This window comes from Brevundimonas subvibrioides, from assembly GCF_027271155.1.
GTDB lineage: Bacteria > Pseudomonadota > Alphaproteobacteria > Caulobacterales > Caulobacteraceae > Brevundimonas > Brevundimonas subvibrioides_D.
In genome coordinates this window covers 2,372,471-2,392,284 of the sequence record NZ_CP114542.1, presented here as the reverse complement: position 1 = coordinate 2,392,284, position 19,814 = coordinate 2,372,471, and the positions used below count along the sequence as shown (strand labels likewise).

General features: G+C 66.9%; 28 protein-coding genes and 1 pseudogene. 24 read left to right on the top strand and 5 right to left on the bottom strand.

The features are described from left to right. Positions 1 to 7 precede the first annotated feature (7 nt). A complete protein-coding gene (locus O3139_RS12100; protein ID WP_269514306.1) occupies positions 8 to 577 on the bottom strand; it encodes a superoxide dismutase family protein in 570 nt (189 codons plus the stop codon). A gap of 132 nt (positions 578 to 709) precedes the next feature. On the opposite strand from O3139_RS12100, the gene gyrA reads away from it, so the two are divergent. Next, positions 710 to 3,487 (top strand): DNA gyrase subunit A, encoded by a 2,778-nt coding sequence (gene gyrA, locus O3139_RS12095; protein ID WP_420022319.1) that lies wholly within the window; start codon positions 710 to 712, stop codon positions 3,485 to 3,487. 177 nt (positions 3,488 to 3,664) lie between these two features. After that, complete coding sequence (locus O3139_RS12090; protein ID WP_269514305.1) at positions 3,665 to 4,459, top strand: aminotransferase class IV; 795 nt, start codon at positions 3,665 to 3,667, stop codon at positions 4,457 to 4,459. Positions 4,460 to 4,484: 25 nt separating this feature from the next. Here the strand turns inward: O3139_RS12090 and O3139_RS12085 are convergent, their stop codons facing one another. From O3139_RS12085 to O3139_RS12070, 4 genes are all read right to left on the bottom strand, one after another. Continuing rightward, a complete protein-coding gene (locus O3139_RS12085) occupies positions 4,485 to 6,422 on the bottom strand; it encodes a M61 family metallopeptidase (RefSeq protein ID WP_269514304.1) in 1,938 nt (645 codons plus the stop codon). Positions 6,423 to 6,520: 98 nt separating this feature from the next. After that, a complete protein-coding gene (locus O3139_RS12080; protein ID WP_269514303.1) occupies positions 6,521 to 7,042 on the bottom strand; it encodes an FKBP-type peptidyl-prolyl cis-trans isomerase in 522 nt (173 codons plus the stop codon). 33 nt (positions 7,043 to 7,075) lie between these two features. After that, positions 7,076 to 8,308 carry an RNA polymerase sigma factor gene (locus tag O3139_RS12075; protein ID WP_269514302.1) on the bottom strand — a complete coding sequence of 411 codons (1,233 nt, stop codon included), beginning with the start codon at positions 8,306 to 8,308 and terminating at the stop codon, positions 7,076 to 7,078. 9 nt (positions 8,309 to 8,317) lie between these two features. Then, positions 8,318 to 8,683: a YciI family protein gene (locus O3139_RS12070; RefSeq protein WP_269514301.1), complete on the bottom strand. Its 366-nt coding sequence runs from the start codon at positions 8,681 to 8,683 to the stop codon at positions 8,318 to 8,320. A gap of 185 nt (positions 8,684 to 8,868) precedes the next feature. Here O3139_RS12070 and O3139_RS12065 point away from each other — a divergent pair, with 185 nt between their 5' ends. The 22 genes and pseudogenes from O3139_RS12065 to rplO all read left to right on the top strand — a co-directional run. Continuing rightward, positions 8,869 to 9,813 (top strand): GIN domain-containing protein, encoded by a 945-nt coding sequence (locus O3139_RS12065; RefSeq protein WP_269514300.1) that lies wholly within the window; start codon positions 8,869 to 8,871, stop codon positions 9,811 to 9,813. A gap of 361 nt (positions 9,814 to 10,174) precedes the next feature. After that, positions 10,175 to 10,480 (top strand): 30S ribosomal protein S10, encoded by a 306-nt coding sequence (rpsJ, locus tag O3139_RS12060; RefSeq protein WP_003164367.1) that lies wholly within the window; start codon positions 10,175 to 10,177, stop codon positions 10,478 to 10,480. 22 nt (positions 10,481 to 10,502) lie between these two features. Further along, positions 10,503 to 11,255: a 50S ribosomal protein L3 gene (gene rplC / locus O3139_RS12055; RefSeq protein ID WP_269514299.1), complete on the top strand. Its 753-nt coding sequence runs from the start codon at positions 10,503 to 10,505 to the stop codon at positions 11,253 to 11,255. Further along, a complete protein-coding gene (gene rplD / locus O3139_RS12050; RefSeq protein WP_269514298.1) occupies positions 11,255 to 11,923 on the top strand; it encodes a 50S ribosomal protein L4 in 669 nt (222 codons plus the stop codon). Before rplC ends, rplD begins: the two co-directional genes overlap by 1 nt. Next, a complete protein-coding gene (locus tag O3139_RS12045; RefSeq protein WP_013268922.1) occupies positions 11,923 to 12,225 on the top strand; it encodes a 50S ribosomal protein L23 in 303 nt (100 codons plus the stop codon). The genes rplD and O3139_RS12045 overlap by 1 nt, the downstream gene beginning before the upstream one ends. 4 nt (positions 12,226 to 12,229) lie before the next feature. After that, positions 12,230 to 13,063 carry a 50S ribosomal protein L2 gene (rplB, locus tag O3139_RS12040; protein ID WP_013268923.1) on the top strand — a complete coding sequence of 278 codons (834 nt, stop codon included), beginning with the start codon at positions 12,230 to 12,232 and terminating at the stop codon, positions 13,061 to 13,063. A 2-nt stretch (positions 13,064 to 13,065) separates the two neighbouring features. Beyond that, complete coding sequence (gene rpsS / locus O3139_RS12035) at positions 13,066 to 13,344, top strand: 30S ribosomal protein S19 (protein ID WP_013268924.1); 279 nt, start codon at positions 13,066 to 13,068, stop codon at positions 13,342 to 13,344. Position 13,345: 1 nt separating this feature from the next. Beyond that, on the top strand, positions 13,346 to 13,726 hold the full coding sequence (gene rplV, locus O3139_RS12030) for a 50S ribosomal protein L22 (RefSeq protein WP_013268925.1): 381 nt from the start codon (positions 13,346 to 13,348) through the stop codon (positions 13,724 to 13,726). Continuing rightward, positions 13,726 to 14,475, top strand: a complete 750-nt coding sequence (gene rpsC / locus O3139_RS12025) for a 30S ribosomal protein S3 (protein WP_209322805.1) — start codon at positions 13,726 to 13,728, stop codon at positions 14,473 to 14,475. Before rplV ends, rpsC begins: the two co-directional genes overlap by 1 nt. Before the next feature lie 3 nt (positions 14,476 to 14,478). Further along, on the top strand, positions 14,479 to 14,919 hold the full coding sequence (gene rplP, locus O3139_RS12020; RefSeq protein ID WP_013268927.1) for a 50S ribosomal protein L16: 441 nt from the start codon (positions 14,479 to 14,481) through the stop codon (positions 14,917 to 14,919). Then, the gene (gene rpmC / locus O3139_RS12015; RefSeq protein ID WP_209322806.1) at positions 14,919 to 15,116 is read left to right on the top strand and encodes a 50S ribosomal protein L29; all 198 of its coding nucleotides are present in this window, start codon (positions 14,919 to 14,921) and stop codon (positions 15,114 to 15,116) included. Before rplP ends, rpmC begins: the two co-directional genes overlap by 1 nt. 9 nt (positions 15,117 to 15,125) lie before the next feature. Continuing rightward, entirely contained in the window at positions 15,126 to 15,377 is a 252-nt protein-coding gene (gene rpsQ, locus O3139_RS12010) for a 30S ribosomal protein S17 (RefSeq protein WP_013268929.1), read from the top strand. A 19-nt stretch (positions 15,378 to 15,396) separates the two neighbouring features. Continuing rightward, a complete protein-coding gene (gene rplN, locus O3139_RS12005) occupies positions 15,397 to 15,765 on the top strand; it encodes a 50S ribosomal protein L14 (RefSeq protein ID WP_077354965.1) in 369 nt (122 codons plus the stop codon). A 2-nt stretch (positions 15,766 to 15,767) separates the two neighbouring features. After that, positions 15,768 to 16,076, top strand: coding sequence for a 50S ribosomal protein L24 (gene rplX / locus O3139_RS12000; protein WP_013268931.1), 309 nt, complete (start codon positions 15,768 to 15,770; stop codon positions 16,074 to 16,076). Further along, positions 16,076 to 16,636: a 50S ribosomal protein L5 gene (gene rplE / locus O3139_RS11995; RefSeq protein ID WP_209322807.1), complete on the top strand. Its 561-nt coding sequence runs from the start codon at positions 16,076 to 16,078 to the stop codon at positions 16,634 to 16,636. The genes rplX and rplE overlap by 1 nt, the downstream gene beginning before the upstream one ends. Before the next feature lie 19 nt (positions 16,637 to 16,655). After that, positions 16,656 to 16,961, top strand: coding sequence for a 30S ribosomal protein S14 (gene rpsN / locus O3139_RS11990; RefSeq protein WP_209322808.1), 306 nt, complete (start codon positions 16,656 to 16,658; stop codon positions 16,959 to 16,961). Between the two features lie 14 nt (positions 16,962 to 16,975). Continuing rightward, positions 16,976 to 17,374: a 30S ribosomal protein S8 gene (gene rpsH / locus O3139_RS11985; RefSeq protein WP_013268934.1), complete on the top strand. Its 399-nt coding sequence runs from the start codon at positions 16,976 to 16,978 to the stop codon at positions 17,372 to 17,374. A 1-nt stretch (position 17,375) separates the two neighbouring features. After that, positions 17,376 to 17,909 (top strand): 50S ribosomal protein L6, encoded by a 534-nt coding sequence (gene rplF / locus O3139_RS11980; RefSeq protein ID WP_209322809.1) that lies wholly within the window; start codon positions 17,376 to 17,378, stop codon positions 17,907 to 17,909. A gap of 3 nt (positions 17,910 to 17,912) precedes the next feature. Further along, entirely contained in the window at positions 17,913 to 18,275 is a 363-nt protein-coding gene (gene rplR / locus O3139_RS11975) for a 50S ribosomal protein L18 (protein WP_209322810.1), read from the top strand. Positions 18,276 to 18,285: 10 nt separating this feature from the next. Further along, complete coding sequence (gene rpsE / locus O3139_RS11970) at positions 18,286 to 18,912, top strand: 30S ribosomal protein S5 (RefSeq protein ID WP_269514297.1); 627 nt, start codon at positions 18,286 to 18,288, stop codon at positions 18,910 to 18,912. Positions 18,913 to 18,914: 2 nt separating this feature from the next. Then, positions 18,915 to 19,109 carry a 50S ribosomal protein L30 gene (gene rpmD / locus O3139_RS11965; RefSeq protein ID WP_209322812.1) on the top strand — a complete coding sequence of 65 codons (195 nt, stop codon included), beginning with the start codon at positions 18,915 to 18,917 and terminating at the stop codon, positions 19,107 to 19,109. Positions 19,110 to 19,271: 162 nt separating this feature from the next. Then, positions 19,272 to 19,727 (top strand): annotated as a pseudogene (rplO, locus tag O3139_RS11960) (50S ribosomal protein L15); the annotation flags it as partial. Positions 19,728 to 19,814 lie beyond the last annotated feature (87 nt).

Below are 19,814 nucleotides of genomic sequence, written 5' to 3'. Positions count from 1 at the left end.
GGTCGTCCTAACCCGCTGCCATGACCCCGCAGACCACGCGATCGCCCGCGCCGCCGATCGGCTGGGAGGTGTGGTCGTCGGCGTTGGCGTGGATCACGATGGCCGAGCCGTCCGCGTCCCACAGCCATTCGCCCGGTCCTTCGTCGGCGATGCGCGCGCGGGTGGTGAACATTTCGGCCGAGACCGACCCATCGGCGGCGGCGAAGATGTTGGGCAGGTCGCCGTCGTCGGGACCTCCGGCGTTCAGCAGGCCGTGCGGCCTTGCCGGCATGCCGTGATTCACGTGGGCACCGGCTGCGGTGAAGGTCGGCGCACACTGGCCCACAGAATGAATGTGCACCCCGTGCCAGCCCGGCGTCAGGCCGGTCGCCTCGATACGGATCAGAAGGCCTGTCGCGCCTTGGGTCAGGACGGCGCGACCGACCCGGGCACCCGCGGCGTTGACCAGAGTCGCCTCGCCGAAATCGCCCGGCGTGGCGCGGGCCATGACGTGGTCGCCATAGTCGTTGGCGGTGACGCTGACACAGGCCCCAAGGGGCAGAGCCAGCAGGGTCAGGGAGAGCAGAGCCTTACGCATCGTTTTCGTCCTTTCACGGATGGGGTCGAAACCCGGAAAAAGCCCGCGAAACTTTGCTTCGCCGACCCCCGGATGCTAGAAATCACCTTAGCGGATCACGTTCCGATTCCGGCCATTTAAAGCCAGATTTCCTTGACTGACGACAGCTTCGACAATGACGCGCCCCTGCCTGTTCCATCGGGAGGGCCCTTCGATCCGGGCGGCGACATCTCCGTGATCTCCATCGAGGACGAGCTGAAACGCTCCTACCTCGACTATGCCATGAGCGTGATCGTCAGCCGGGCGCTGCCGGACGCGCGCGACGGCCTGAAACCCGTTCATCGTCGCATCCTGTATTCGATGCACGACCTGAACATGACGCCGGAGCGGTCGTATTCGAAATGCGCCCGCGTGGTCGGCGACGTGCTGGGCCGGTTCCATCCGCACGGCGACGCCTCGGTCTATATGGCCCTGGTCCGCATGGCCCAGCCCTTCTCGATGGGGCTGATGCTGATCGACGGCCAGGGCAATTTCGGCTCGGTCGACGGCGATATGCCGGCCTCGATGCGTTACACCGAGGCCCGGATGGCCCCGGCCGCCAGCGCCCTGCTGACCGACATCGACAAGGACACCGTCGATTTCCAGCCGAACTACGACGAAAAGGAACTGGAACCCGTCGTCCTGCCGGCGCGGATTCCGAACCTGCTGGTCAATGGCGCGGGCGGCATCGCCGTGGGCATGGCGACCAACATCCCGCCGCATAATCTGGGCGAGATCGTCGATGCCTGCGTGGCCTTGCTGGACGATCCCGAGATCACCGACGACGCCATACTGGACATCGTGCCGGGTCCAGATTTCCCGACCGGCGGCGAGATCCTGGGCCGCACCGCGCCCCGCAACGCCCTGCGCGAAGGCCGCGGCTCTGTCGTGGTGCGCGGCGTCGCCTCGGTCGAGACGATCCGCAAGGACCGCGAGGCCATCGTGGTCACGGAACTGCCGTTCCAGGTCAACAAACAGACCCTGATCGAGCGCATCGCCGAAATGGTCCGCGAAAAGCGTCTGGAAGGCATTTCCGACGTCCGCGACGAATCCGACCGTGCGGGCATGCGGATCGTCATCGAGCTGAAGCGGGATGCGTCCGGCGACGTGATCCTGAACCAGCTGTGGCGCTACACCGCCATGCAGTCGTCGTTCGGCGTCAACATGCTGGCCCTGAACCACGGCCGCCCCGAGCAGATGGGCCTGCGCAAACTGCTCGAGGTCTTCCTGGAGTTCCGGGAAGAGGTCGTCGTCCGCCGGGTCAAGTTCGAGCTGGCCAAGGCCCGCGACCGCGGCCATGTGCTGGTCGGTCTGGCCGTCGCCGTCGCCAACATCGACGAGGTCATCCACATCATCCGCTCGTCGGCCGATCCGGCAGAGGCACGCGAGCGGCTGCAGGCCAGGGCCTGGCCCGTCGGCGACATGATCGCCCTGGTCGAGCTGATCGCCGATCCGCGTTCGGTCCTGATCGATGGCGACAGCCTGAAGCTGACCGATGAACAGGCCCGCGCCATCCTCGGCCTGACGCTCAGCCGCCTGACCGGCCTCGGCCGCGACGACATCTTCGGCGAGGCGCGGGGTCTGGCCGACACCATCCAGGGCCATCTGACCATCCTGTCGGACCGCAAGAACATCCTGGCGATCATCCGCGAGGACCTGCTGGACGTCCGCAACCAGTTCGCCGTGCCGCGCCGCACCGTCATCGGCGAAGGCGACTTCGAGCTGGAAGACGAGGATCTGATCCCGCGCGAGGACATGGTCGTGACCGTGACCCACGGCGGCTACGTCAAGCGGGTGGCGCTCAACGCCTATCGGACCCAGCATCGCGGCGGCAAGGGCAAGTCCGGCATGACGATGAAGGACGAGGACGCCGTCGTCGGCGTCTTCTCCGCCTCGACCCACACGCCGGTGCTGTTCTTCGCGACCAACGGCAAGGCCTACAAACTGAAGGTCTGGCGTCTGCCGCTGGGGGCTCCGACCTCGCGCGGCAAGGCCTTCGTCAACCTGCTGCCGATCGAGCCGGGCGATTCGATCATGAACGTCCTGCCCCTGCCCGAGGACGAGACGACCTGGGGCGACTACGACATCATGTTCGCCACACGCTCGGGCGATGTGCGCCGCAACAAGCTCAGTGACTTCGCCACCGTCAACCGGGCCGGCAAGATCGCGATGAAGCTGGAAGACGGCGATCACATGGTCGGCGTGGCCCTGTGCACCGCCGAGGACGACGTCCTGCTGACGACCGCCCTGGGCCGCGCCATCCGCTTCAAGGCCGACGACGTGCGGGTATTCAAGGGCCGGGATTCGACCGGAGTCCGGGGCGTGCGCCTGCAAGGAGACGATGCGGTCATCTCGATGGCCGTGCTCGGCCGGGTCGATGCCACGCCCGAGGAGCGGGCGGCCTACGTCAAGCATTCGAACGCCATGCGTCGGGCGACCGACGGCGAGGACGACACCGCCGTCGCCGAGGCGGACGACGAGGCCGAAGGCTCGGGTGACGCCGCCCTGTCGGTCGAGCGGATCGCCGAGCTCGGTGCGGCCGAGCAGTTCATTCTGACGGTCACCGAGACGGGCTTCGGCAAGCGATCCTCCGCCTATGAATACCGCCGCACCGGTCGGGGCGGGCAGGGGCTGACGGCCCATGGACTGGGCGGTCGCGCGGGCACCCGTCTGGCTGCCGCCTTCCCGGTCGAGGAAACCGACGACCTGCTGCTGGTCACCTCCAATGGCCAGATGATCCGCACGCGCGTGGGTCAGGTCCGGATCGTGGGCCGCTCGTCGCAGGGCGTGACCATCTTCCGCACCGCCGAGGGCGAACGCGTCGTGTCGGTTGAACGGCTGGCCGAGACAGGCGGCGGGGATGAGCCCGAGGTCGAGGGTGACGAGGACTGAACCCTGTCCCAAAGGGAGAGGGCTTGAGCGCCCGGGAGCCGACAGGCGATCGGACTTGCGCGAAAGGGTGAGGGGTTACGCCCTCACCGGATCGCACCGTAACCCCTCACCCTTTCGGCCCAGTCGCATCGCTGCGCTCTGCGGGCCTCAAGCCCTCTCCCGCCGGGAGAGGGGAGGATGACCACCCTCCTGATCGACGGTCTTCCGGCCACCGAGGCGGACCTCCACTACCTCGCCCTGGTCAACTACGGGGCCTACACCTCGTTTCGGATCGAGGAGGGGGGTGTCCGTGGCCTGACCCTGCATCTGGCGCGGCTTGAGGCCTCTTCGGTCGAGCTGTTCGGCGCGGCGGTGGGCGAGGCCCGGTTGCGCGAGGGGCTGCGGGCGGCGCTGGCGGGACGGGACGCGGCCTGGGTGCGTCTCAGTCTGTTCTCACCGGACATCTGGCCCCGGATGCCGTCATGGACCGGCGTGCCCAGGGTGATGACGTCGGTTTCACCGCCACCGCCGCCCCTGGCCGACGGTCTGCGGCTGCAGGTCCAGACCTATGGGCGCGAGGAACCGCACATCAAACACACGGCCAGCATGGGTCTGATCCGGGCCCGCCGATCCGCCCGCACGGACGGTTTCGACGACGCCCTGTTCGCGGATCCGGACGGCGTGGTTTCGGAAGGCAGCAGCTGGAACATCGGCTTCGTCACGGGCGACACCGTGGTCTGGCCCCGGGCTCCGATGCTGGCGGGCGTGGCCCAGGCCCTCATCGCGCAGGGCCTTTCCGAGGTCGGTCTGGACCAGCGCACCGCGACCGTGAACGTCGCGGATCTCGCGGGCTTCGACGCCGCCTTCATCTGCAACAGCGCGACCCCGGCCTGCCCGGTGACCGCCATCGGCGACCAGACGTTCGCCGCGAACCCGAACCGGGTCGAGCGCCTTCGTGCCGCCTGGGCGACGAACCCGGTCGAGCCGATCTGACGGCCCGACCGGACTGTCGCCGGGCCTAACGACGGCGCGGCGTGAACAGGTCGCCCAGCCGGTCCGGCGTGCCCTCGATCCGCTCCAGGTGCGGATATTTCAGGCCGTCGTGATAGTCGAAGGTCACGGTGCGGAAATGGGTGCCGTCCTTGACGATCAGCTCGATCTTCCGGTCCGTGCCTTTGGCGGCGGTCACGGCCTCGGCCAGACGCGAGGCCGAGGCCTCCTCGCCGTTGATGGCGATGATCTGCATCCCGCGGGCCAGTCCCTGCTGGAAGGCCAGGCCGTTCCACATGACGCCCCCGATCTGGTTGGTCGCGCTGGTCTGGAAGCCGAGCGAATAGCTGAAGTCGTTGCGGCCGTATTCCGAGTACAGCGTCTTCTGATAGTCGCTGGGCGTATCGGTATAGACGAGTCGGTACCCGCCGCGCTCCAGACCATCCAGCGGCGCGCCGGGGCCGTGGCCGTCCAGGCGGGTCCGCAGGAAGGTCGCCCAGTCGTATTCGACCACGCCGTTCAGCGCCGCGACCACGTCGTCGAAGGTGTAGGGGTTCTCGTCGAAGGCTCCGTCGTTCATACCGTAGAAGGTGCGCGCGAAGTCATCCAGCGACTTGCGGCCATTGGTGCGCTCGCGGATCAGGGTGTCCGCGTCCAGCCAGATCAGCTGACCCTCGACATAGTAGTCCTCGCTGCGCTGCCAGGCGCGCCAGCCGATCGGACGGCGCTGCTGGATGATCGGGTCGTTGGTCGTGTCCTGCATCGCGCGCCATTCGCGCCCGACGGTGTTGTCATAGGTCGCCGCGTCGAGGGCCAGGGCGTCCAGCGCCTGCTGGCGGGAATGCAGGCCTGACCGGGCGGCCAGCACCTTGCCCCAGAACTGGTTCTGTCCCTCGTAGACCCACAGCAGCGAGTCCTGCATCGGCGTGTTGTAGTTCGGGACCATCTGACCCATCGGGCGACGATATTTGCCGTCCCAGGAGTGATCGTATTCGTGCGGCAGCAGATCGCGGTCGCCGAGCCGGGATTCCCAGTCGGTGAAGAAGCCGGGATCGACGCTGTTCTCCGATGACCGGTGATGCTCCAGCCCGATCCCGCCCAGACGATCGGTGATAGCCACCAGGAAATCATAGTGATCATAGTGACGCGCGCCATGCAGCCGGTCGGCCTGCTGCACCAGATTGCGCAGGATCGTGATCTGCTCGTCCGTCGCGGCCAGGTTTTCCTCGGCGTCGGCCACGAGGTTCAGCCGCACGGGCGAGCGGCCGCCCGGATCCAGATCGATCTGGCGGAAATGTTCTCCGGCGAACAGGGGGCTGTCGATCAGCACGTCCAGCGGCACGGGCTTGAAGGTGGTGACGGCGCCGGCGGTGGTCCCGGTCTCCAGGGCGGTGCCGAACTTCCAGCCATCGGGCAGGGTCAGGGTGGCCTGGGCCGTGATGTTCCGGTGGAAGCGCCCGGCCGGATACAGCAGCATCTTCTCCCACTGCACGTTCAGCATCTCGGCGGTCATGGTGACCCGACCCTGGCTTTCGGTCGTGGGCGACAGGTGCTGGAAGGTGGCGACGACCTCGGTCGCGCCGGCCGGAACCTCGATGTGGAAGGCGAAGGGGTTGAGCGTATCCCGCACCCATTCGACCCGCTGGCCGTTGGCGGTGAAGATCAGGCCGCCCAGCTGGGTGATCGGCCCGGTCGGACCGTGTTCGCCCGGCAGCCATTCGGGGAAGAACAGGGTCAGCGGCCCGGCACCCTCGACCGGGATGGTCTCACGCACCTGATAGATGCGGCGGTTCAGATCGGTCGCATCGACCTCCAGCCGCACGACGCCGGGCCAGGCCTGATCGACGACGGCCGGGATGGCCTGCGGCGTCTGCGGATGGCCGGCGTAGGCATCGACCTGGGCCAGGGCGGGGGTCGAGGCGAGCACGAGGGTCGCAAGGCACACCGAGAGAGCGAGACGCTTCATGAAGGATTTCCGGCAAGGGCGTCGGGACGCTCCCTTCGCTTGGCGGCGCGAGATCACGCCTGTCCGGTCACCGCGTCAAGCGTTGCCGCCGGGACGGATCACGATGCCGGCGTGACGTCCAGCAGATCGACCTTGAACAGCAGGGTCGAGTTGGGCGGCAGTTCGTCCCCGCCGACCCAGCGGTCGCCGTAGCCCAGCGATGCGGGGATGGCGAAATAGAAGGTCTCGCCGACGTGCATCAGGGCCACACCCTCGGTCCAGCCGCGGATGACGCGATTCAGCGGGAACTCGGCTGGCTCGCCCCGGTCATAGGAGCTGTCGAACTTTCGCCCGTCGATGAAGGTGCCTTCATAGTGAACCTTGACCGTGTCGGTCGCAGTGGGCTGGCGACCTTCGGGATGGGCGCGGCCCTCGCGTCGATACTGAAGGCCCGATGCGGTGGTCGTCCAGCCTCGACGCTGGCCGTTCCAGGCCAGATAGGCGGCCTGACCGGCCTCGTATTCGGCCGGGGTGGAATGGACGGACGGGTCGGGCGTCGGGACGGGCGCTGTGGCACAGGCGGCGAGCGCCAGGGTTGCCAGAGAAAGGGGGGTGACGAGGGCAAGGGCGATCAGCTTCATGCCGGGAGGCTTAGCAGCGTCGCATCCCCGTCGCTAGGCAGCCGCATCGAGACGATCGCGCCGGGCCCTGAGAAACAGCGTCTCGGCCGGGGACGGCCCCAGCGTGAGGGCGACGTCATAGTCCTGACGCGCCTCCTTGTCCCGGCCCAGGCGGGCGAACATGTCCGCGCGGGCCGCATGGAGAGGCAGCCAGCCTTGCACCTCGATGCCGAGCAGGGCGTCGAGCGCGACCGCCGGGCCCTCGACCTCGGCCAGAGCCACGGCGCGGTTGGTGCGGATCACCGGGTCGTCACGCTGGAGCAGCAGGAGGTTGTAGAGCCCCAGGATGGCAGCCCAGTCGGTGCGCCCGGTCGTCGCGCGGTCGGCGTGGGCACCGTGGATCGCCGCCTGAAGTGCGCGCGGGCCGGGCACGGCGCGCCGGGCGTGGGACGCGGCGGCCGATCGGGCGACGAAGCGACCGGCCTCGGCGATCAGCGTCGCATCCCAGTCGGCCGTATTCTGCTCGGTCAGGGGAACCATGGCCCCGTCGGGGCTGAGGCGGGCGGGGCGGCGGGCCTCCGAGTAGCGCACCGTGGCGGCCAGGCCCTGAGCCTCTGCATCGTCGGGGGCGAGACGGGCCAGCAGGGCGGTCAGGTTCAGCATCTCGGCGGCGAAGTCGGCGTGGGGGCCGGCCCCGGCGGAGTCGGCGTGGGCCTGGGCATAGGCTACCTCCAGCGTCGACAGGACCGCATCCATCCGCTCCGGCCAGCGGTCCGGGGAGGGGACATCAAAGGGCACGCCCGCCTCCGCGATCTTCCTCTTGGCGCGGACCAGGCGCTGGGCCAGGGTCGGCTCCGGCGTCAGGAAGGCGGCGGCGACCTCGGCCGTGGACAGGCCGCAGACGGTGCGCAGGGTCAGGGCCGCGCGCGCATCCGGGCTGACCGCCGGATGGCAGCAGACGAAGATCAGCCGCACCCGCTCGTCGGGAATGGGCTCATCGAGCGCCATGACGTGATCCTCGGGGGTGGGTTCGGGTGCGGCGTCGTCGGGTCTGTAGGCTGCCGCCGTCGCGCGCCGTCGATAGCGGTCCAGCACCCGGCGACGGGCGACGGCATAGAGCCAGGCGGCGGGGTCGGCCGGTGGGGTTTCTCCCCAGCGCTCAAGTGCACGGGCGCAGGCTTCGGCGAAGGCCTCCTCGGCCAGATCGAGATCGCGGAAGGCGGCGGCGAGGGCAGAGACCACCCGGCCGCCCGCGTCCCGGAACGTCTGGTCGAGGAGACGGCTCACCGGGATCGATCAGCCCTGCGGCGGGGGGGGCAGCATGGGGCGGATCTCGATCGAACCGGTCTTTGCGATCGGCAGCTTCTTCGCCCATTCGATGGCGGCGTCGAGGTCCGGCACGTCGATCATATAGAGGCCACCCAGCTGCTCGCGCGTCTCGGCGAACGGGCCGTCGTGGACGGTGCGGCCCTGGGGTGTCACGCGGACGGTAGTGGCGGTGTCGGGGCTCTTCAGGCCCGCCCCGCCGACGATGACGCCGGCGGCGCCCATCTCCTGGCCGTAGGCGGTGTGCGCGGCGATGATGTCGAGCCAGGCCTGGCCGCTGTCGCCGTCGGGATAGGCCTCGGCGTGGGGTTCGTGGATCAGCAGGGCATATTGCATGGGGTCAGCCTCCGGTTTGGGTCGCCTGATCGGACGCTCCGATCCTGCACGACAACAGACAGACGCGCGAGGGTCGGCCGGATCGACACCATGCCGAGGATTAATTCGAGGTCATGACGTCGAGTTAAAATGACTTCCCCCGGTCTGGGGGTCACCTTCGCCCCAGCATCAGGGAGGAGCCCACCATGACCAGGTCCATTACCGCCGCCTTCGCCATCGTCGCCGCCGTCGCCGCGACCTTCGCCGCCGCTGTCCCCGCATCCGGCGCCGACGGCCCCGAGGTCCGCGTGCGTCGCGCCGCCGCCCGGATGGTGGTGATCGTCGAGGATCGCACCGATGTCGCCGTCGAGATCGAGCCCGGTTCGGGCGGGCTGCCCCTGCCGACCGTGACCCGTTCCGGCAATGAGGTCCGCATCGACGGTGGTCTGGGGCGCAACCCGATCCGCAACTGCCGCAGCGGCCCGGAGACGGCGCGTCAGCCGGGTGAGGGGGCCTCGGTCGAGGTTCGCAACAGGGGTCGGGTCGATCTGTCGGGCGCGCCCCTGATCGTGGTGCGCACGCCCCGGACCGTGGATGTCTCGACGGAAGACTCGGCCATCTTCGGGGCCATCGGCCGGGGCGCGACCTCGATCGCGCTGGGGGCCGGCGGGTGCGGCGACTGGACCGTGGCCAACACCTCGGGCCATGCCGATCTGTCGGTCGGCGGGTCGGGCAACATTCGCGCCGGGACGTCCGGAAGCCTGGAGGCCGCCATCGGGGGCTCGGGCCGGGTGACCGCCGGGGCGACCGGCGACCTGGATGCCTCGATCGGCGGATCGGGTACGATCGTTGTCACCCGGGCAACGGGCGCGGTAGAGGCGGCCATCGGCGGCACCGGCGACGTGCGCGTCGGGGGCGGAACTCCCCGCTCGGTCGAGGCCGCCATCGGCGGCTCTGGCGACATCGTGATCCAGGGCGACGCCGGCCCGCTGGAAGCCTCCATCGCCGGATCGGGCAATGTCACGGTCACCGGGACGGTCGCCAGCCTGGACGCCAGCCTCGTCGGCAGCGGCGACGTGACCGTCGGCCGGGTCACCGGTTCGGTCTCCCAGTCCATCATGGGCGGCGGACGGGTTCATATCGGCCACTGATCTCCCCCGGTCAGAACGCCGTAGGGAGACGGCCCGGGAGCGTGGAACCCCCCGGGCCGTCTTTCCCACAGAAACCGGTTAGAAGCCCTTCGGCGCGCTTGACGAAACCGGACTCACTCGTCATAAGCGCCAACTCTTGTTGGACCGGCTGTGCAGCTCTCGGGTTGCAGACGCGGTTCGCAGGAACGACCCGGCCCGTTCTTTGTAGCGATCCAGGACTTCAACGGCCTTCGCGGGAGACTGCGTGGGCCGATCGTTTTTGCGGACGTGCGTACTCTGAAGGCACTCGTGCCTGAAGGCCTCCGGTCTTTGAAATGGTTCACAGGGACGCAGGTTCGCCTGCTTGGGAAATACGACCGATATGGATCAAAGCATCCGCATCAGGCTCAAGGCCTTCGATCACCGCGTCCTCGACTTTTCGACGCGCGAAATCGTCAACACAGCCAAGCGCACGGGCGCGACCGTTCGTGGTCCGATCCCGCTGCCGACCCTGATCGAAAAGTTCACCGTGAACCGCTCGCCGCACGTCGACAAGAAGTCGCGCGAGCAGTTTGAAATCCGCACGCACAAGCGTGTCCTCGACATCGTCGACCCCACCCCGCAGACCGTGGACGCGCTCATGAAGCTCGACCTGTCCGCCGGCGTGGACGTCGAGATCAAGATTTAAAGAAACAAAGGCGGGATCCGATATGCGCACGGGCGTGATCGCCAAGAAGCTGGGCATGACCCGCGTGTTCGCCGAAGACGGCGCGCACGTTCCGGTCACTGTGCTCCAGCTCGACGACTGTCAGGTCGTCGGTCAACGCACTCAGGAGCGGGACGGCTACGTCGCCCTGCAGCTGGGTGCCGGGACCAAGAAGGCAAAGAACACCAACAAGGCTCAACGCACGACGTTTGCGAATGCAGAGGTCGAGCCCAAGCACGTCGTCATGGAATTCCATGTTTCGAACGATGCGCTGATCGACGTCGGTGCGACCCTGTCGGCCGACCACTTCGTCGCCGGCCAGAAGGTCGACATCCAGGGCGAGACGATCGGCAAGGGCTTCCAGGGCGGCATGAAGCGCTGGAACTTCGGTGGTCTGCGTGCGACCCACGGCGTGTCCGTGTCGCACCGCTCGCTGGGCTCGACGGGTAACCGTCAGGACCCCGGCAAGACCTTCAAGGGCAAGAAGATGGCCGGACACCTGGGTGTCGAGACCATCACCACCCAGAACCTGACCATCGTCCGCGTGGACGCCGAGCGCGGCCTGATCCTGGTCAAGGGCGCTGTCCCGGGCCACGAAGGCAGCTGGGTCAAAGTCCGCGACGCGCACAAGAAGCCGCACGCCGACCTGCCGTTCCCCGGCTCGTTCAAGACCAAGGGCGGCGCTGCAGCCGCTCCGGCCGAAACGCCCGCTGAAGAGCCGGCCGCGGTCGAAACCGTCGAAGGCGGTGAAGCGTAATGAAACTCCCTGTCATCAAACTCGACGGCAAGGCCGCTGGTGACGTCGCACTGTCGGATGTCGTCTTCGGCATCACCGACATCCGCGGCGATCTGCTGGCGCGCTACGTCAACTGGCAGCTGGCCAAGCGCCGTGCCGGCACCCACAAGGTCCAGACCCGGAACGAGAACTCTCGCACCGGCAAGAAGATGTACAAGCAAAAGGGCACCGGCGGCGCACGTCACGGTTCGCGCCGTGCCCCGCAGTTCGTCGGCGGCTCGCGTGCCTTTGGCCCGATCGTTCGCGATCACGGCTTCGACCTTCCCAAGAAGGTCCGTGCCCTGGCCCTGCGTCACGCCCTGTCGTCCAAGGCCAAGACCGGTGACCTGGTCATCGTCGACGCCCTGACGGTCAAGGAAGCCAAGACCTCCGCCCTGCGCGAGACCTTCGGCAAGCTGGGCTGGACCCGGACGCTGATCATCGCGGGTCCGGAAGTGGATGCGAACTTCGCCCTGGCGTCGCGCAACATCCCGCAGATCCATGTCCTGCCGAATGCTGGCCTGAACGTTTATGACATCCTGCGCGCTGACACGCTGGTGCTGACGAAGTCCGCCGTGGAGGCCATCGAGGCCACCTACGCCGACTACAAGCCCTCGCGTCGCGAGCAAGCCGAGAAGGAAGCCGCGTAATGGCCGCCGCTCCAACCGCCAAACACTACGACACCATCCTGTCGCCGATCATCACCGAGAAGGCGACGATCCTGTCGGAGCAGAACAAGGTCGTGTTCCGCGTCGCGGGCACCTCGACCAAGGACGAGATCGCAGCCGCGGTCGAAAGCCTGTTCAAGGTCAACGTCCTGAAGGTCAACACCCTGGTCCAGAAGGGCAAGACCAAACGCTTCCGCGGCATCATGGGCCGTCGGGTCGACATCAAAAAAGCGATCGTGACGCTGGCCGAAGGCCAGTCGATCGACGTCACCACGGGGCTCTGATCAGATGGCCTTGAAAACATACAATCCGACGTCGCCGGGCCGTCGCGCCCTGGTGCTGATCGACCGTTCGGAGCTCTTCAAGGGCCGTCCCGAGAAGTCGCTGACCGAAGGCCTGACCAAGTCGGGCGGACGCGGTCAGGGCGGTCGCATCGCCGTCCGCTTCCGCGGCGGTGGCGCCAAGCGCCTGTATCGCAAGATCGACTTCAAGCGCCGCAAGTTCCAGACGGCGACCGTCGAGCGGCTGGAGTACGACCCCAACCGCACCGCCTTCATCGCCCTCATCACCTATGAGGACGGCGAAAAGGCCTACATCGTCGCGCCGCAACGCCTGAAGGCGGGTGACACGATCGTGGCCGGCGAAAAGACGGACGTGAAGCCGGGCAACGCCATGCCGCTGCGCTCGATCCCCGTCGGCACCATCATCCACTGCGTGGAGATGAAGCCGGGCAAGGGCGCCCAGCTGGCCCGTTCGGCCGGTGCCTATGCCCAGCTGGTGGGTCGCGATCAGGGTTACGCCCAGATCCGCCTCGGCTCGGGCGAGCTGCGCATGGTGCTGGACGGCTGCATGGCTACGGTGGGCGCCGTTTCGAACGCCGACCACATGAACCAGAACCTCGGCAAGGCCGGTCGCGTTCGCCACATGGGCTTCCGTCCGCACGTTCGCGGCGTCGCCATGAACCCGGTCGACCACCCGCACGGTGGTGGTGAAGGCAAGACCTCCGGCGGCCGGACCCCGGTCACGCCGTGGGGCAAGGACACCAAGGGCACGCGTACCCGCAAGAACAAGGCGACGGATCGCTTCATCATCCGTAGCCGCCACCTCAAGAAGGCTCGCTAAAGATGGCTCGCTCCTCCTGGAAAGGCCCGTTCGTCGACGGGTATCTGCTCAAGAAGGCCGACGCCGTCTCGACGTCGGGCCGCAAGGACGTGATCAAGACCTGGTCGCGCCGCTCCACCATCCTGCCGCAGTTCGTCGGTCTGACGTTCGGTGTCCACAACGGTCACAAGCACGTCCCCGTGCACGTGAACGAGGACATGGTCGGCATGAAGCTGGGCGAGTTCTCGCCCACCCGTTCGTTCCCCGGCCACGCCGCGGACAAGAAGGCGAAGCGGAAGTAACATGCCCAAGACCAACAACACCCGCCGCGTCGGCGAAACCGAAGCGCGCGCCAAGCTGACGAACGTCCGCATCAGCCCGCAGAAGCTGAACCTGGTTGCCCAGTCCATCCGTGGCCTGCCGGTCCAGAAGGCCCTGAACGAGCTGGAATTCAGCCGCAAGCGCATCTCCGACGACGTCCGCAAGGTGCTCTACAGCGCCGTGTCGAACGCCGAGAACAACCACAACCTGGACATCGACAGCCTGGTCGTTGCCGAGGCCTTCGTGGGCAAGAACCTGGTGATGAAGCGTTTCGCGAGCCGTGCTCGTGGCCGTTCGTCCCGCATCCTGAAACCGTTCAGCGAGATCACCATCGTGGTCCGTGAAGCCGGCGAGGCCGCCTGATGGGTCAGAAAATCAATCCGATCGGTTTCCGCCTCGGCGTGAACCGTACCTGGGACAGCCGCTGGTTCGCCGACGGCCCGTCCTACGCCCGGCTGCTGCACCAGGATCTGGCGCTGCGCACCTGGCTGAAGGAGCGTCTGAACGCCGCCGGCGTCAGCCGCATCATCATCGAGCGTCCGCACAAGAAGTGCCGCGTGACGATCTATGCCGCCCGTCCGGGTGTCGTGATCGGCAAGAAGGGCGCCGACATCGAGAAGCTCCGCAAGGACATCTCGGCGCGCACCGAAGGCGAGGTTCACCTGAACATCGTCGAAGTCCGCAAGCCCGAGACCGACGCCCAGCTGATCGCCGAGAACATCGCGCAGCAGCTGGAACGCCGGATCGCCTTCCGCCGCGCCATGAAGCGCGCCATGCAGTCGGCCATGCGCCTGGGTGCCAAGGGCGTCCGCATCAATGTGTCGGGTCGCCTGGGCGGCGCCGAAATCGCGCGGATGGAATGGTATCGCGAAGGCCGCGTGCCGTTGCATACCCTGCGCGCCGACATCGACTACGGCTTCATCGAGGCCAAGACGACCTACGGCATCATCGGCGTGAAGGTCTGGGTGTTCAAAGGCGAAGTGCTCGAGCACGACCCGATGGCCCAGGACAAGCGCTGGGCCCAGGAAGCCGCCGGTCCGTCGTCCAACGAAGGCCGTGAACGCGGCCCGCGCCGCGATGACCGCGGCGGTCGCCGTGGCCGTGAGGGCTAAGAGATGCTGCAACCGAAGAAAACCAAGTACCGCAAGGCCTTCAAGGGCCGCATCCACGGCGCTGCCAAGGGTGGCTTCTCGCTGAACTTCGGCTCCTATGGCCTGAAGACGCTGGAGCCGGAACGCATTACCGCGCGTCAGATCGAGGCGGCCCGCCGCGCGATCACCCGCCAGATGAAGCGTCAGGGTCGTGTCTGGATCCGCGTATTCCCGGACGTTCCCGTCTCGGGCAAGCCGGCCGAAGTCCGCATGGGCAAGGGCAAGGGCGCGGTGGATCACTGGGCGGCGCGCTGCCACCCGGGCCGGATCCTGTTTGAAATCGACGGCGTCGCCGACGACGTAGCCCGCGAGGCCCTGCGTCTGGGCGCCGCCAAGCTGCCGGTCCGCACCAAGGTGGTCACCCGCCTCGACGCCGGCGTCTCGCACGTGGAGCACGTTGCCTGATGACCAAGATCGCCGACCTTCGCTCCCAGACGACCGACCAGCTGGGCGACCAGCTGCTGTCGCTCAAGAAGGAGCAGTTCAACCTGCGCTTCCAGGCCGCCACCGGTCAGATGGAAAAGACTCACCGCGTCGGTGAAGTCCGCAAAGACATCGCTCGCATCTCCACGCTTCTGCGTGAGAAGCGTTCGGCTTCGTAAGGAAACCCCATGCCCAAACGTATTCTCGAAGGCGTGGTCGTGTCCGACAAGGGCGACAAGACCGTCGTCGTCGTCGTCCAACGCACGCTGCTGCACCCGGTCATGAAAAAGATCGTGCGCTTGTCCAAGAAGTATCACGCCCACGATGAAGCGAACGCCTTCAAGGAAGGCGACGTCGCCCGCATCCGTGAGTGCGCCCCGAAATCCAAGCTGAAGCGCTGGGAGGTCCTCTCGAAGGACACTCCGGCCTCGGCGTCGTAATCGAAAAGGATCTGATCATATGATCCAGATGCAAACTAACCTGGAGGTGGCCGACAATTCGGGCGCTCGCCGGGTCATGTGCATCAAGGTGCTCGGCGGCGCCAAGCGTCGCTACGCCTCGGTGGGTGACACGATCGTCGCCTCGGTCAAGGAAGCCATTCCTCGCGGCCGCGTCAAAAAGGGTGAAGTGGTTCGCGCCATCGTCGTGCGCACCGCCAAGGACATCCAGCGCAAGGACGGCTCTGTCATCCGCTTCGACAAGTCGGCCGCCGTCATCGTCAACAAGCAGAACGAGCCTGTCGGCACGCGGATCTTCGGCCCGGTTCCCCGCGAACTGCGCGCCAAGAACCACATGAAGATCATCTCGCTGGCCCCGGAGGTCCTGTAACCATGGCCGCCAAGATCAAGAAGGGCGACCGCGTCGTCGTCCTGGCCGGAAAAGACAAGGGCCGCACGGGCGAAGTCGCCAAGGTCCTGCCGACCGAGAACCGCGTGATGGTGACCGGGATCAACATGGTCCAGCGCCACACCCGTCCGTCCCAGGGTGACCCCCAGGGCGGCATCAAGAACAAGGAAGCCTCGCTTCACCTGTCGAACGTCGCGATCGCCGACGCCAACGGCAAGGCCAGCCGCGTCGGCTTCCGCATGGAAGGCGACAAGAAGGTGCGCTTCGCCAAGACCACGGGAGACGTCATCTGATGGCCGACACCAAATACACGCCGCGTCTGAAAGACGACTACAACAGCCGCATCAAGGGCGTGCTGACCGAGAAGTTCGGCTACACCAACCCGATGCAGACGCCCAAGCTGGACAAGATCGTCCTGAACATGGGCATCGGCGAAGCGGTCGCGGACTCCAAGAAGGCGAACGCCGCCCTCAAGGATCTGACGCAGATCGCCGGCCAGAAGGCGGTCCCGACCAAGGCTCGCACGTCGATCGCCGGCTTCAAGCTGCGCGAGGGCATGGTCATCGGCGGCAAGGTCACCCTGCGCGGCGACCAGATGTACGAGTTCCTCGACCGTCTGATCACGATCGCCCTGCCGCGCGTCAAGGACTTCCGGGGCCTGAAGCCCACGTCGTTCGACGGCCGCGGCAACTACGCCATGGGTCTGAAGGAGCACATCGTGTTCCCGGAGATCAACTACGACCAGATCGATCAGATGTGGGGCATGGACATCATCGTCTGCACCACGGCTCGGACCGACGACGAGGCGCGCGCGCTTCTGACCGAGTTCAAGTTCCCGTTCGTGAAGAACTGAGCGGGAAGGGAAAAGCACAATGGCTAAGAAAAGCGCCGTGAACCGCAACGAGATGGTGAAAGCCCTCGTCGCCAAATACGCCGACAAGCGTGCCGCCCTGAAGGCGACCGCCAACGACGAGAGCCTGCCTCTGGAAGAGCGTTTCGACGCCCGCCTGAAGCTGGCCGAGCTGCCGCGCAACTCGGCGGCCGTCCGGATCCGCAACCGCTGCGAAGTGACGGGCCGTCCGCGCGCCTTCTATCGCAAGCTGAAGATGAGCCGGATCGCGCTGCGCGAACTCGGCAACCTGGGCCAGATCCCGGGCCTGACGAAGTCCAGCTGGTAAGGGGAGCGACAGACATGATGATCAACGATCCCCTGAGCGACATGATCGCTCGCATGAAGAACGCGGCCATGCGCAAGCGTTCCAAGGTGCTCACCCCGGCCTCCCGCCTGCGCCAGCGCGTCCTCGACGTGCTGCAGGACGAAGGCTACATCCGCGGCTATTCGCTGGTTCAGAACCCCGGTGAATTCCCGCAGTTCGAGATCGAGCTCAAGTATTTCGACGGCCAGCCGGTCATCGCCGAGATCGCACGCGTGTCCAAGCCGGGCCGCCGCGTCTACTCCGCGATTTCCGACCTGAAGCCGATCAAGAACGGCCTGGGCATCTCGATCCTTTCGACTTCGAAGGGCGTCATGTCCGACGCCGCCGCTCGCGACGCCAACGTCGGCGGCGAAGTCCTCTGCAGGGTCTACTAAGATGTCCCGTATCGGAAAACGTCCCATCACCGTGCCGAAAGGCGTCACCGTCACCATCGACGGCCAGACCATCACCGTGAAAGGCCCCAAGGCCGAGCGGTCCTGGACCCTGGCCGAAGAGGTCGAGCTGACCCAGACCGACGGCGAACTGAACCTGGCCATCCGTGCCGACACCCAGCGCGCCCGCGCGATGTGGGGTCTGTCGCGGACCCTGGTCGACAACATGGTCGTCGGCGTCACCGACGGCTTCGAGCGCACGCTCGAACTGGTCGGCGTGGGCTATCGCGCCGCGATGAAGGGCAACGATCTGTCGCTGCAACTGGGCTTCTCGCACGAAGTGGACATCAAGGCTCCGGCCGGCGTGACCTTCGCGGTGCCCAAGCAGACCGAGATCAAGATCTCCGGCCCCGACAAGCAGGTCGTCGGCGAACTGGCGGCCAACATCCGCAAGCTGCGGCCCCCCGAGCCCTACAAGGGCAAGGGCGTCCGGTATGCCGGCGAGAAGGTGCGTCGCAAGGAAGGCAAGAAGAAGTAAGCCATGGCATCGACCCTCAAGCAAAAAGCCGCCAAGCGGACCGAGCGCAACCGCCGTCGCCTCAAGGCGATGGGCAACGGTCGCCTGCGCCTGTCCGTGCACCGTTCGGACAAGAACATCTCGGCCCAGATCATCGACGATACCCAGGGCATTACGGTCGCCGCCGCCTCGTCGCTGGAAGGCGCCAAGGCCGGTACCTCGAAGGGGTCCAACAAGGAGGCCGCTGCCGCCATCGGCAAGCTGGTCGCCGAGCGGGCCATCGAGAAGGGCATCAAGGACGTGGTCTTCGATCGCGGTGGCTACATCTATCACGGACGGGTGAAGGCGCTGGCGGATGCCGCGCGTGAAGCCGGCCTGAACTTCTAAGGACCGACAGATGGCCCAAGCACCCCAACGTGGCGGCGGACAAGGCGGCAACGACCGCAACCGTCGCGACAACCGCAACGCCCCCGCCGTCGACGGTCCGGATTCGGACATCGTCGAGAAGCTGGTGCACATCAACCGCGTCGCGGCCACCGTCAAAGGCGGCCGTCGCTTCTCCTTCGCAGCCCTGATGGTCGTCGGTGACGGCAAGGGTCGCGTGGGCTTCGGTCACGGCAAGGCACGCGAAGTGCCGGAAGCCATCCGCAAGGCGACCGAAGAAGCCAAGAAGACGATGATCCGCGTGCCGCTGCGCGAAAACCGCACCCTGCACCACGACGGCAACGGCCGTTGGGGCGCCGGCAAGATCATGATGCGCGCTGCCCCTCCCGGCACCGGCGTGATCGCGGGTGGACCGATGCGCGCCGTCCTGGAAACCCTCGGCGTCGCCGACGTGGTGGCCAAGTCGACGGGTTCGTCCAACCCCTACAACATGATCCGCGCGACGTTCGAGGCGCTGAAGGTCCAGTCCTCGCCGCGTCAGGTCGCCTCCAAGCGTGGCAAGAAGGTCGCCGACCTGATGGGCCGCCGCAACGACGGTGCCTCGGCTGTGGAAGCCGCGCCCGAAGCCGTGGAGTCCTGAGAATGGCCAAGACTGACGCCAAGACGGTCACCGTCAGGCAGACCGGTTCACCGATCCGCCGCAAGAACGACCAGCGCGCCACCCTGGTGGGCCTGGGTCTGAACCGTATGGGCCGCGAGTCCACGCTGGAAGACACCCCCTCGGTCCGCGGGATGATCGCCAAGGTCGCCCACCTGACCGAGATCGTCGAGAAGTAAGCCTTCGGGAGTGGCGAGTGCCGAGTGGCGAGTGACGAGTGAAAAGCATCCGGGATCAAGGCCGCTGCTCTCCTCGTCACTCGTCACTCGCCACTCGCCACTTTCGTCAAACAGCCGAGTTCGCCCAACCAGCGAGCGCTAGAACCCGAAAGGATCAGGCACATGAAACTGAACGAAATCCGCGACAACGAAGGCGCGCACAAGAAGCGCATGCGGGTCGGCCGCGGCCCGGGTTCGGGCAAGGGCAAGACCGCCGGTCGCGGCGTCAAGGGCCAGAAGTCCCGTTCGGGCGTCGCCATCGGCGGCTTCGAAGGCGGGCAGATGCCGCTGTACATGCGGATGCCCAAGCGCGGCTTCAACAATCCCAACGCCCTGAAGCTGGCCGAAGTGAACCTGTGGCGCCTGCAGGATGCCGTGGATGCGGGCAAGCTGGACGCCAAGTCCGAACTGAACGGCGAGGCCCTGGTGGCCGCCGGGGTGATCCGTCGCACCAGGGACGGCGTGCGTCTGCTGGGCACCGGTGAGCTGAAGTCGGCCCTGAAGCTGGTCGTCTGGTCGGCCACGGCCGGTGCGAAGAAGGCCATCGAGGCCGCCGGCGGCTCGGTCGTCGAGCAGCGGATCGAAGCCGAAGCCAAGGCCGCCGCGCGCGTCGAGAAGCGCAATGCCGCCAAGGGCAAGGTGCCCGCACCCAAGGCTCCGCGTGGC